At 48.4% G+C, this 12611-nt stretch carries 14 protein-coding genes; 2 read left to right on the forward strand and 12 right to left on the reverse strand.

From position 1 onward, the window contains the following. The first annotated feature begins 185 nt into the window (after nt 1–185). Nucleotides 186–545 carry a metal-sensing transcriptional repressor gene (locus tag B5E53_RS03880; RefSeq protein ID WP_087312732.1) on the forward strand — a complete coding sequence of 120 codons (360 nt, stop codon included), beginning with the start codon at nt 186–188 and terminating at the stop codon, nt 543–545. Between the two features lie 75 nt (nt 546–620). Here B5E53_RS03880 and B5E53_RS03885 read toward each other — a convergent pair whose 3' ends face one another. From B5E53_RS03885 to B5E53_RS03915, 7 genes are all read right to left on the reverse strand, one after another. Beyond that, nucleotides 621–1835 (reverse strand): aminotransferase class I/II-fold pyridoxal phosphate-dependent enzyme, encoded by a 1215-nt coding sequence (locus B5E53_RS03885; RefSeq protein ID WP_191531350.1) that lies wholly within the window; start codon nt 1833–1835, stop codon nt 621–623. A gap of 413 nt (nt 1836–2248) precedes the next feature. Beyond that, nucleotides 2249–2440, reverse strand: coding sequence for a hypothetical protein (locus B5E53_RS03890; RefSeq protein WP_087312734.1), 192 nt, complete (start codon nt 2438–2440; stop codon nt 2249–2251). 13 nt (nt 2441–2453) lie between these two features. Next, a complete protein-coding gene (locus B5E53_RS03895) occupies nt 2454–4013 on the reverse strand; it encodes an ABC transporter substrate-binding protein (RefSeq protein WP_087312735.1) in 1560 nt (519 codons plus the stop codon). A 36-nt stretch (nt 4014–4049) separates the two neighbouring features. Continuing rightward, nucleotides 4050–4871, reverse strand: coding sequence for a nickel transporter permease (gene nikC / locus B5E53_RS03900; RefSeq protein WP_087312736.1), 822 nt, complete (start codon nt 4869–4871; stop codon nt 4050–4052). Then, entirely contained in the window at nt 4868–5818 is a 951-nt protein-coding gene (locus tag B5E53_RS03905; protein ID WP_087312737.1) for an ABC transporter permease, read from the reverse strand. Before B5E53_RS03905 ends, nikC begins: the two co-directional genes overlap by 4 nt. Next, nucleotides 5815–6570: a class I SAM-dependent methyltransferase gene (locus B5E53_RS03910; RefSeq protein WP_087312738.1), complete on the reverse strand. Its 756-nt coding sequence runs from the start codon at nt 6568–6570 to the stop codon at nt 5815–5817. The genes B5E53_RS03905 and B5E53_RS03910 overlap by 4 nt, the downstream gene beginning before the upstream one ends. A 197-nt stretch (nt 6571–6767) precedes the next feature. After that, nucleotides 6768–7742 carry an alpha/beta hydrolase gene (locus tag B5E53_RS03915; RefSeq protein ID WP_087312739.1) on the reverse strand — a complete coding sequence of 325 codons (975 nt, stop codon included), beginning with the start codon at nt 7740–7742 and terminating at the stop codon, nt 6768–6770. Between the two features lie 149 nt (nt 7743–7891). Between B5E53_RS03915 and B5E53_RS03920 the strand changes: the two genes are divergently transcribed. Further along, a complete protein-coding gene (locus B5E53_RS03920) occupies nt 7892–8332 on the forward strand; it encodes a MerR family transcriptional regulator (protein WP_087312740.1) in 441 nt (146 codons plus the stop codon). 185 nt (nt 8333–8517) lie between these two features. Here B5E53_RS03920 and B5E53_RS03925 read toward each other — a convergent pair whose 3' ends face one another. The 5 genes from B5E53_RS03925 to rbfA form a co-directional block, all read right to left on the reverse strand. Continuing rightward, nucleotides 8518–9135 carry a cytidylate kinase-like family protein gene (locus B5E53_RS03925; RefSeq protein ID WP_087312741.1) on the reverse strand — a complete coding sequence of 206 codons (618 nt, stop codon included), beginning with the start codon at nt 9133–9135 and terminating at the stop codon, nt 8518–8520. 94 nt (nt 9136–9229) lie between these two features. Beyond that, nucleotides 9230–10159, reverse strand: coding sequence for a bifunctional riboflavin kinase/FAD synthetase (locus tag B5E53_RS03930; protein WP_087312742.1), 930 nt, complete (start codon nt 10157–10159; stop codon nt 9230–9232). 92 nt (nt 10160–10251) lie between these two features. After that, nucleotides 10252–11187, reverse strand: a complete 936-nt coding sequence (gene truB, locus B5E53_RS03935) for a tRNA pseudouridine(55) synthase TruB (RefSeq protein ID WP_087312743.1) — start codon at nt 11185–11187, stop codon at nt 10252–10254. Then, entirely contained in the window at nt 11184–12182 is a 999-nt protein-coding gene (locus B5E53_RS03940) for a bifunctional oligoribonuclease/PAP phosphatase NrnA (protein WP_242963505.1), read from the reverse strand. Before B5E53_RS03940 ends, truB begins: the two co-directional genes overlap by 4 nt. Before the next feature lie 2 nt (nt 12183–12184). Beyond that, nucleotides 12185–12610: a 30S ribosome-binding factor RbfA gene (gene rbfA, locus B5E53_RS03945; protein WP_087312744.1), complete on the reverse strand. Its 426-nt coding sequence runs from the start codon at nt 12608–12610 to the stop codon at nt 12185–12187. Between the last annotated feature and the right edge of the window lies 1 nt (nt 12611).

Genomic DNA, 12611 nt, shown 5'->3' on the forward strand with positions numbered 1-12611 from the left:
GTTTCTGGTTTTCTTTCTCTTTTATGTGTTTCTGGCTAACCGTTTATCTGCCGCGCATACTTTTTTACATAATGCAACAGCAGCGGTAAAACACAGCTTACCACATTTTGCGCCAAAAGGCACGGCTTTTCTTGACAAACTTTTTTCTTTTTCCGTATAATAAACGCATATCTGGAGGTGAACATATGGACGACAGACGCAAATTTTTGTCCGGAGAAGAAACGAAACAAACACCCGGGGGTGACTCTGTTCATGACCGTTTACAGGCACACTCCCACGGGCACACCCATACGGAGACCAGGGCGGTCATCAACCGGCTGTCCCGGGCCATCGGTCATCTGGAATCGGTAAAACGGATGGTGGAGAACGGACAGGACTGCTCGGATGTCTTAATTCAGCTTGCCGCCGTCCGCTCCGCCCTGACCAATACCGGAAAGATTATATTAAAAGACCACCTGGATCACTGCATTGTCGATGCCATTGAACACAATGATCCGGAATCACTGGAACAGTTCAAAAAAGCTATCGATCAGTTCATTAAATAAATAAGCTGTGAAAAAATGAAAAAGGTCATTTTTTCACAGCTTTTTTTGTACATTTCTATGGATGTCAGCAGATTTCTACTGATGATAATAACTGAAGAAGTCCGCCATCTTCTCCACAGACTCTTTCAGGACTTCAATCCGCGGCAGATATACCACCCGGAAATGATCCGGCTGCTGCCAGTTGAATCCGCCTCCATGGATGAGAAGAATTTTTTTATCCTTCAGAAGATCCAGTGCAAACTTTTCATCATCGGTGATATTGAACTTTTTCACATCGATCTTTGGAAAAATATAGAAGGCCGCCTTTGGTTTCACTGCACTGATGCCGGGGATATCCGTCAGTGCTTTATAAATATAATCTCTCTGCTCCCGGATTCTTCCGCCCGGAACCACATAGCTCTTCACGCTCTGGTGTCCGCCCAGGGCCGTCTGTACAATTGACTGCGCCGGTACATTAGAACAAAGGCGCATATTAGAGAGCATTTTAATACCTTCCACATAATCTTTCGCCATATTTTTATTACCGCTCAAAATCATCCACCCGATACGGAAGCCGGCGATCATATGTGATTTGGACAGACCGCTGTAGGTGACACAGAATAAATCCGGCGCCAGGGAAGCGATGGAAATATGTTCCTCTCCGTCCATGACCAGCCGGTCATAAATCTCATCGGAGAAAATGATCAGCTGATGTTCTCTTGCGATATCCACAATCTGCTGCAGCACTTCCCTTGGATAGAGAGCACCGGTAGGATTGTTTGGATTAATGATGACGATGGCCTTGGTCCGGTCTGTGATCTTCTTTTTGATATCATCCATATCCGGATACCAGTCCGATTGTTCATCACAGATATAATGAACGGCGGTTCCTCCCGCCAGTGTCGCGCAGGCTGTCCAAAGCGGATAATCCGGCGACGGGATCAATATCTCATCTCCGTCATCCAGAAGCGCCGACATGCAGATGTTGATCAGCTCACTGACGCCGTTACCTGTATAGATATCTTCCATGGATACATTGGGAATCTGTTTGAGCTGGGCGTACTGCATAATGGCCTTTCTCGCGGAAAACAGACCGTTGGCCGGCGAATAGCCCTCGCATTCCGTCAGCTGACGGCGCATATCATAGATCACCTCATCCGGCGTGCGGAACCCAAAAGGAGCCGGGTTACCGATGTTCAGTTTAAGGATCTGCGTGCCTGCTTCTTCCATTCTGGCCGCTTCATCTACCACCGGTCCTCTCACATCATATAGTACATTGTTCAATTTTGAAGATTTTTTGAACTCTCTCATGGGTCTGCCTCCTGTATGTTCTGTGTATTGTTTTTTTTCATCCGGATCCCGGCGGAAATCCTGTTGCTCCATCCGGGTCACAGTCTCTTCCGGTCTTCCGTCAAGGGCGTGATTTTCCCTTTTTACCTCCGCCCTTTCTTCTTCCTTTCTCTGTTCTGCCTTCTCTGCCCTGCGGCCGCTTCTCAGCCATTCTTCATCCACGTCAAGGATATCCGCCAGACAGTGGAGAATGTCTGCCCGCGGCACATTTTTGCCACTGACATACTGACTGATGTGGCTTTTGCCCAGCTTGACACCCCGCTCCGCGGCGGCGCGGATCATATCAATCTGCTTTTTTCCACGCTGCTCCATGGCCAGCTTTAATCGATCCGAAAAGGTCTCTCCTGTCATTGTTCTCCTCCTGCATTTTATTTTTACTGAAATACCCAAGTTCTTTGTTGAACTTGCGGACAAGAGTTCAATTTTAATCCATTGGGTTCAGTCTCAATTGCAGGCATTATAACACAGAATATATATGAGTTCAACATAAATCTTTGCTTTTTCTGAACTTTTTCTTGTTTTCCCGGCCGCTTATGATTATTTTGAACAATATATTGTTTTTTCATATCCGGCTCCCATTTATTTCACATCCAGTTCCGCTGTAATCTCATAATAATCACAGGGATGCGCCGTAAGCCCCGTCACTCCGGCTCTGGCTATCATATTCATGCGAAGATGCGCCACAAACACACAGGCGTTGTCGTCAAGAAGTGTCTGCTGCATTCTGACAGCCAGTTTTGCTCTTTTTTCTGTATCAAAAGTTCCTGACAGTTTCTGCGCCAGCGCTTCCAGACGATCACTGTGATATCCCCCGTCATTGTGGGCAGAACTGTCCAGACAGTGATAATTGAAAAAATATTCCGGATCCCCGGTGGGAGCTGTGACCATGGCGCTGACATAAATATCCCAGGCATTTTTATCTGCGCAGACACTGCTATGGTCCGGTGTATTATTAATCTCCACCCGAATTCCGATTTCTCCCAGGGTCGCCTGTGCGGATTCCGCCAGAAGAGGCAGTTCCTGGCGGCTCGGATAGGTAAGCCAGCGCAGCACCAGCGGCACTCCGTCTTTCTCCCGGACACCGTCTCCGTCCCGGTCCGTCCATCCCGCCTCTTCCAGAACCGCTTTTGCTTCTTCCGGATCATAGGTTTCCGTGTGGACCATTTTCCCTCCAAAAGAAAAGTTCTCCGGATACACGCCGGACGCCGCTTCCCCGTTGCCGTTCATCAGCGCCTTCACAAATCCTTCTTTATCAATTCCCATGGCAATGGCCTTTCGCACCGCCGGGTCAGAGGTAATGGGACTTTCAAAGTTCATGGCGCCGAAAAAGACCCGGCTTGTGGAACATCCGGTAAAAATATAGTTCTCATTTTCAAACAATGGATAACTGAGATAAGGAATTCCATAGGCGGCGTCAATCTCGCCGGACTGCAAAGCCGCTGTCAACGTATCGCCATCGGAAATATTGCGGATAATGATCGTATCGATATTCGGTTCCCCGTCCCAGTAGTTTTTGTTTTTTACAAGAACCAGACGCTGATCTGTTTCCAGGGAAACCGCTTCATAGGGCCCTGTACCGCAGACAATGCCGTCCTCATCCACCCCCTCTTCCATATCAATAATGCAGCTGTAAGGATCCGCCAGATAGGAAGGAAGAGCAGGCACCGGAATATCCGTCCGGATGGTCAGCGTCTGTTCCCCGGCCTCCATGGCTTTGATGTGCAGATCTCCCGCCGCCCGGGGATGTGCTTTCATCAACGCTTCCAGACATTCTTTCACGGCGGCGGCATCCACCTTCCGGCCGCTGGTGAACGTGATCCCCTCTTTTATCTCGATTTTCCAGGTAACATCATCTGTATGCTCCCAGTTTTCAGCCAGCCACGGTTCCATCTCCATGGAATCTGTGAATCGAAATAAAGTCTCTCCCACTCCATAACGGATACAGCCCCATCCGCCGCTGCTGTTGTGAGGATTGATATCCGCGATGCCATTTTCCGCGTTAAAGGTGGTGTCTCCGAAAATAAAAGTTTTCGTTCCGTCATGGCGACTATGAGACGGCGTCTGTCCGCCACAGGCGTTTAAAAACACCAGGGCGGACAGCAGTACAGCCAATAAAATGCATTTTCGTTTCCGATTCATATGTTCCTCACTTTCCTTTTTCTCCGGCAGTGCCTCTCATGACTGACAGCTATTTCGGTAATCCCGGAAAGCTTCCCCGAAAAGATTAAAAATCACCACTGTGATAAAAATCGCCGCTCCCGGGGCCAGTACTACCCAGGGATACAGCTGCAGCAGGCTCCTCCCGCCGCTCATCATGCTCCCCCACTCGGCTGTAGGCGGCTGTGCCCCCAGCCCCAGAAAGGAAAGCGCCGCAATTTCCATCATCATGGTTCCGATGTCCAGCATGGCCGTCACCAGAACAGGGCTTAAAATATTGGGAAGGATATGCCGAAAAAGAATTGCCAGTGTCTGACATCCCGCCAGGCGCGCGGCCGCGATATAATCCTCCTGCTTTACAGAGAGAGTCTGACTCCGGGCAATCCTGGCATATCTGGGCCAGTGCGCCACAGCCAGCGCCAGTACCACTGCAAACATTCCTCCATGAAGCACTGCCGCCACAGCCAGCGCAAATACCATACCCGGAAAAGCGAGACAGACATCAGAAATACGCATGATCACTGCATCAAAAACTCCGCCGGCGTATCCCGCCAAAAGGCCCGCCGCAGTTCCTGCCGCGGCAATAAACCCTGTCAATATCAAAGAAGAAAAAATACTCACTCTGGCGCCTATGAGAACCCTGGAGAGCATATCTCTCCCGAACCGGTCTGTTCCCAGCGGGTGCTGCCAACAGGGCGGCAGCAGCGCCTCCCCGTAGTTTTGCGCATAAGGATCATACGGACAGAACTTCTCCGCAGACACCGCAACAAAGAGCAGCAATAAAACAAGAGTTCCAAATAGTACCAGTTTTTGCCTTTTCTTTTGTATCGTTTCCGTCATGGACTCATCCTTTTCTTCTGAAATGCATTTTCTTTTTCATTGAGACGAATTCTCGGATCCAGCCGGCCGTAAGAGATATCTGCCGCCAGATTCAAAAGCATATAGATCAGAGCCATCCAGAGGACGTACGCCTGAATCATCGGATAGTCTCTCATAAAAATGGCGTCCACCGCCAGTTTCCCTACGCCGTCCCACATAAAAATCGATTCTACCACAGCCGTTCCCCCGAGCAGACTGCCGGCTGATAAAGTCAACATGGTAAGAAGCGCGGGCAGACAGGACGGCAGCACATTTTTAAAAAGAATCATCGAAAAGGACACCCCTCTTGCCTTAGCTCCAGTCACATAATCCCGGGTCATCTCCTCCAGGACTGCCGCCCGTACCTGCCTGACATACTTTGCTGACATGGCGGCAGCCAGCGTTACCGACGGCAGCACCACGCCGGATGCTCCCTCTGAAATCACCGGAAAAACCGACAGACGGATGGCAAATACATATAATAGAAGCAGCGCCACAAAAAAATTGGGCAGACTATTTCCCAAAAAGCTGCCGGCGCGTATCAGCCAGTCACTGATCCTGTTCTGGCGCACTGCCGCATAAATTCCCAGAGGAACGGAAATGAGAATAGTAAGAAACAGAGAAATTCCTGCCAGCAGAAGCGTAGCCGGAAGTTTTGACAAAAAGACAGAAAGAACATCATCCCCGGAAAGAAAACTGACACCGAAATCTCCTCTGAGGCAGCCCCGCAGCCAGTCTGCGTACTGCACCAGAAACGGCCGGTCAAGGCCCAGTGCCTCTCTCTGAGCCTCCATGGCTTCCCTGGAAAGCGCCACGCCGGTCACATCCATCTGCTGCAAAACCGCATCGCTTCCGGCCATATGTATGAGCGCAAACGACAAAAAAGTAATACCAAACAGCACAAATACAAAGTGCAGCAGCCGTCTCATTCTTTTACCGCCTTAATCCGGAATACCGGATATGGTGTGGAAAACTGATCTTCATGCAGAAACAGCCTCTTTCCGATCGTTTGATCGGCCTCCACTTTGGCACATCCCAGCTGTCTGAGACAGACCGTATCCCAGTCCGGCCGTTTCCAGCCACTGATAGGCAGCATACCATATATCTCCATGCACTCTTCCATCTGTCCCCGGGAAAGCATTTCATGGGCTTTTTCTCCTTCCAGACCGCGGCTGAAATGATATCTGGCATGTTCCGCGTCATAATTTAGCAGCAGACCGCCCGGTTTCAATATCCGGAGCCATTCCTCATAAGCCCGCGCCGGATGAGGCAGCGTCCACGTAAGATTCCGGCTCACAATCGCATCAAACGTCTCATCGGCAAAAAGAAGATTCTCTGCATCCATCTGTAAAAATGCGACCTCCATTCCGCGCTGAGCCGCCATCTGCCGTCCTTCCAGGATCATATTTTCTGTCAGATCAATGCCGGTCACCCTGTAGCCGTTTTCCGCCAGAAGCAGGGAGAAAAAACCGCATCCACATCCCACATCTAATATCTTCAAACTGTCTTTCCCTGTCAGATGGGATAACAATTCCTGCTCCCATATTTTGTGCTGACCGCTTTTTAGTTCTGCTTCCCGCTGCACGCGGAAACTGTCTGCTCTCTCATTCCAGTATTCTTTTACTTTTCCTTTTATGAGCGCCGGCTCTTCCCAACTGTTTCTCTCCGGACATACCGCCATCGTATCTTCACCTCTTATTTTTTATTTTTTCCCTGACATTCTGTTCCTGATGTAAGTACTGCTATTTTCCAAAAACATTTTTCCATTAGGCATGTCAGGTATCCTCTCCCTATCATAAAAAACCCCGGCTGTCTGCACAAGCCGGGGTGGGGGATATTTTTTATTATTTCAGGTATTCTTTAGAGAATGCTTCTTTATTATTTCAGATATTGTTTAAAAAACGCTTCCATTTTATCAAACGGAATGATATTCACCTGATTATACAGATCCGTATGCACAGCACCCGGAATGATCATCAGTTCTTTGTTGTCTCCCCGCAGTTTCTGGTACGCGTCTCTGCTGAAATAACAGGAATGTGCTTCCTCACCGTGAATCAGCAGTACCGCACTGCGGATTTCATCACTGTACTGCAGGATTGGCATGTTCAGGAAAGAAAGGGAAGATGTTACATTCCATCCGTCATTGGAATTCAAAGAACGAGGGTGATAGCCACGCTCTGTCTTATAATAAGCATGGTAATCTTTCACAAAGGATGGCACATCATCCGGCAGCGGATCCACCACTCCGCCTGCTCTCGCGTAACTGTTGTTTTTATAATCTATAGTTCTCTGAGCATTCAATGCCTCCCGCTTCTCATGACGGGCTTCCTCACTGTCCTCCGCATCAAAATATCCTTTGGCATTTACCCGGGTCATATCATACATGGTGGATGCCACCGTAGCCTTGATCCTCGTATCAATGGCCGCCGCATTCAGCGCCATGCCGCCCCATCCACAGATACCGATGATGCCGATCTTGTCCGGATCCACATTATCCTGAACAGACAGGAAGTCAACGGCAGCCTGAAAGTCTTCCGTGTTGATATCCGGGGATGCCACATAGCGGGGAGTCCCGCCGCTCTCACCGGTAAAGGACGGGTCAAAAGCTATCGTTAAAAACCCTCTCTCCGCCATGGTCTGCGCATAGAGACCGGACGCCTGTTCCTTGACAGCGCCAAACGGTCCGCATACGGCGATGGCCGGAAACTTTCCAGACGCATTTTTCGGCTCATATAAATCAGCCGCCAGGGTGATTCCATAGCGATTATGGAAAGTTATTTTACGGTGATTGACCGTATCACTTTTTGGAAATGTTTTATCCCACTCTGTTGTCAATGTTAATTTTTCTTCCATTTTATCTGCCTCCATTTCAAATGCACAATATAGATGTCCAGGCCAACCGTCATGTTGACGGCGTTTTCTTTTCGTGCTAAAATCATCTTAACACCTAAATCTGACTTTAGGTCAAGCATTTTTTTGATTTTTTAACAGGAGGTTTTTGTATGTATACCATTGGTCAGATATCCGAAATGTTTCACATTCCCATCTCCACCCTTCGATATTATGATAAGGAAGGCTTATTCCCCGGCATGGAACGTACTTCCGGCATCCGCCGCTTCGGCGAACAGCAGCTGGAGGCCCTCCAGGTCATCGACTGTCTGAAGCGTTCCGGCATGGAGATCAAAGATATCAAGCAGTTCATGGAATGGTGTGAAGAGGGCAGCAGCACCTATCCGCAGCGGAAAGCTCTTTTTGTCCGCCAGAAAGCCGCCGTGGAAAAAGAAATCGAAAAGCTGGAGAGAGTCCTCGATATGATACGCTTTAAATGCTGGTACTATGATGAGGCCATAAAAGACGGCAGCGAAGACCGTTTAACGGCCATGCTTCCCGATAAACTTCCGCCAAAGATCCAAAAAATGTACGACCATGCCCATGAATCATAAAATACGATTGATCCAATATTTTGTCACGGCATTGTCACACCGGTGGCCGCCACAGTTTAAAAGTCTCATATCTTTCCACAAAAATACTGCCGCACGGAAATCCCGCGCGGCAGTATCGCATATTGTTCAATATTTGTCATTGAAATAAAATCATTTTCAGAAAGAATCCTCTCATCTGCGGCTTATTATTTTGCTTCCTTTAACGCTACCGCAGACTTGATCAATTCCACAGTGCCATCAATGCCGAGGATACTGCTGTCGATAGTCATATCGTAACTCTTTAAATCGCCCCATTTTCTGGAAGTGTAGTAGTTATAATAGCTGGCCCGCTGCTTGTCAATCTTTACAGCCTCATCTTTTGCCTTCTCCAGCGGGATATTGTACTGCTCATTGATCCGGTGCTTCTTGAAAGACATCGGAGCATGGATGAACACATTCAGCTTATTATCATAATCCTTGAGGGCATAATCGGCACAGCGTCCCACGATAACACACGGACCCTTATCCGCTACTTTTTTGATGGCGTCAAAAGCTGCCAGAAATACTTTCTGATTGAGTGGCATATCAAAGGAAGCTGCATTATATCCCAATGCGTAAGGATCCATGACCAGAGAATAGAGGAAACTGGTGGTCGGCTTCTCATCATAATTCTCGAACATCTCCTCACAGATGCCGCTCTCTTTGGCAGCCACTTTCAAAAGCTCCTTATCATAGAAAGGAATGCCGTAATAGTCTGCCAGTTTCTGGCCGATTTCTCTTCCTCCGCTTCCATACTGTCTTCCAATTGTGATAATCGTATTCATAACATCACTCCTTTTTATGTCATCCGGTATTTCCGGAAATGCAGTTGATGATTTGAGAATAGTATACCACAATTTTGCTAATTTGGATAGATTTTTATCCGTTTTTTTGAGCATATTGAACAGCGGCGTTGACATCCTTTTCCATTTGTTTCCGCAATTCATCCAAAGAGCCAAACTGCATCTCCGGACGACGGTAATGGAGCAGTTCTACTTTGATCGTTTTTCCGTAAATGTCCCGGTCAAAATCCACGATGTTCGTCTCCACATCTTTGGCAGCGTGTTCTTCCACCGTTGGCTTCACGCCCACATTGGTGATGCCATAGTGATACTCTTCTTCCCCTTCGATAAAAATCCGGGAAATGTACACGCCATTTGGCGGCATCAGTTTGTTTACATTTGCCGTCTGATTCGCCGTAGGTATCTGTATGGTCCGTCCCAGAGCCTTTCCATGGACCACTTCACCGATGACTGCATAGGGTCTTCCAAGAAGCTTCGCCGCTTCCTCCATCTCCCCCTTTTCCAGATGGGCGCGGATTCTTGTACTGCTGACATCCTTATGTCCCATCTGAAGTTTCTCGATGACAATCAGCTCATAGCCATATTGAGGCGCCAGCTCTTTTAAGAGACTGACATCTCCGGAACGTTTCTTTCCAAACCGGAAGTCTCTGCCGACCACAATCTTTTTCGCTCCGGTTTTTTCCACCAAAACATTTTTTACAAACTCCTCCGGAGTCTGCGCGGCAAACTCTTTTGTGAACGGATGTTCAATGAGAATATCGATCTGCATTTCTTCCAGAATCAGCCGCCGCTCTTCTTTTGTGTAAATCTGCTGGTAAGATTTATCGCCGCTCAGCGCCGAGCGCGGCGGCATGTCAAAGGTAAAAACTACGCTTTTTAAACCCTCTGTCTTTTGTTTTTTTATTTCATCAAATAAAAGCTGGTGTCCCCGGTGCAGTCCCTCGAACTTTCCCAGCGCCACCGCCGTATTTTCCAACCGGAAATCCGGGTCCTTGATGTATTCCATGTCTCGTTCTCCTAATGATGTCTCCTGTCATGCGGCATGTATCTTTTCGGCCGTTCAAAAACAAATACAGCACTGTCTCAGGGCATGATCGGCTATTGCGGCATATCAAAAAACAGCTTATCCGGATGCAGTGTCTGCGAACCTGCGCGTTTTCTGTATATCCCAATAAAATATCCTTCTTTATCATATACCCGGTACAGCCCGGAATCATCTGTCCCGGCAGCCAGAGGTTCCGCTTCCGGATACGGCTGCGGCACACAGGACTCCCATGGAACCGGATTACCGTTATAAAGCTTCTTTTCTTCCTTTTCCAAAACCTGCACCGGCGGATACTCCGCAAAAACAGAATCAATGGGACGGATATGCGCAGAAAGGGTTCCCGCATCCCGCAGCTGTTCCACTTCCGCCAGAGTCACCGCATCCCGAATATCAAAAAATGCCACCTGTGTCCGGGTCAAAGCTTCCATACAGCCTCCGCAGCCTGCTTTTTCGCCGATATCCCGGCAAAGGCTCCGGATATACGTTCCCTTGGAACAGCGGACAGAAAAGATGACCCGGGGAAGGCAGATCTCCTGAATATCCAAATCAAAAATGGTGACGGAACAGGGCTTCCTTTCGATGACAATGCCCTCCCTTGCCAGCTCATAGAGCTTTTTTCCGCGGACCTTTTTGGCAGAATACATGGGAGGAACCTGTGCATAGTCTCCTAAGAATGTCTCCATGATCTTCCGCACATCTTCCTCGCTGACCGTGACCGGTCTTTCCTCCAGCACAGTCCCGGAAGTATCTTCCGTATCGGTGGTCCTTCCGAGAAGCAGGGTTGCCGTATAGGTCTTCTCCCAGTCACCGATCCTGTCACAGAGCCGGGTTGCTTTTCCCAGGCAGACCGGAAGCACACCCTCTGCGTCCGGGTCCAGGGTTCCGGTGTGACCGATCTTTTTCTGGCGGAGAATGCCCCGCAGCTTTGCCACCACATCATGGGAAGTAAATCCCTTTTCTTTTTTTATATTTAAAATGCCGTTGATCATACGCTCTTTTCCTGTTTCAGCTGCTGCTCAATAAACGGAGTGATGTTATTGACGATATCCCTTACATTTCCATCCACCGTACAGCCGGCTGCCCGTACATGACCGCCTCCGCCGAAGTTCTCGGCAATCTTTCTCACATCGACATTTCCGTTGGAACGAAGGCTGACCTTAAACTGTCCCTCCACCTTTTCATAAAGGAACAGAGCACACTCCACGCCTTCCGTCACCCGGAGCTGGTCGATGACTCCGTCCAGGTCTCCGCTTTCAATGCCGTAGAAATCCATATCTTTTTTCTTGATGGCGGAAAAAATAATCTTGCCATCCAGAAGAAGAATACTTTCCATCAGGGCCCGGCCGAGAATCTGGTTCTGGATATATGTTTTCTTATAAAATGTCTCATCAATGATGAAATCCGGGCGTACTCCTTTTTCGATGAGGACGCCTGCGATTTCCATCACTTTTCTGGTCGTGTTGCTGTGTTTGAACACACCGGTATCATGGACGATCCCCAGATAAAGGCACTGCGCTGTATCGAAAGAGATCTCCTTCTCCTCAAAAATATCGTATAAGATCTCACAGGTGGAAGAAGCCTCCGCATCGATGAACGTCAGGTCCCCAAATCCCTGATTACTGATATGGTGATCCACACAGATTTTAAACTCCGCTTTCTCAAATTCTTCCCGAAACGCTCCCAGACGCTCCGGATCAGAACAATCCAGTGAAAAATAAAGATCATAGGGTTCTTCGTCCGGTTTCTCCTGCAGAATCTTATCGGCATGTTTTAAAAAGCGGAACTTCTCACTGATCGGCTCCAGAAAAATATCCACTTTTTTTGCCGGATCCAGATCCAGAATATATGTGCAGAGTCCAAGGCAGGCTCCGACACAGTCGCCGTCCGGGTTTATATGCCCGGAGATGGCGATGCGATCCGCCTCTTTTATTTTGCGGAAAAACAGACTTACCGCCTGCCTGTTTATTTTTTTACTGGAAGTCACTGTCAGGCCTCCTCCCCATTTACATGCTCGTCAGATGCTTCTCCTTTTTCCTGAGCCGCTTTTTCCCTCTCATGAAGCTCCGCATTGATGATATCGATTTTTTTCGACATATTGACGCCGTAGGCGATGGACTGGTCCAGAATAAACCGGATATCCGGCGTATTGCGCAGATTAATGCTGTGGGCCAGCTCCCTCTTGATATAGCCGTGGGCATTTCTGAGGCCTTCCAGGGTATCTGCCTGTTCTTCCTCATCTCCCAGGACACTGATATACGCCTTACAGGTCTTTAAATCAGGAGCTACCTCCACGGCTACCACGGTCGTCATGGGGGAGATTCTCGGGTCTTTGATTTCTCTTGAAATAATACGGCTCAGTTCTCGCAATACCTCTGAATTGATCCGGGTATTTTTTACACTGTTTTTTCTCATA

This window comes from Eubacterium sp. An11 (assembly GCF_002161065.1).
Taxonomy (GTDB): Bacteria; Bacillota; Clostridia; order Lachnospirales; family Lachnospiraceae; genus Anaerobutyricum; species Anaerobutyricum faecale.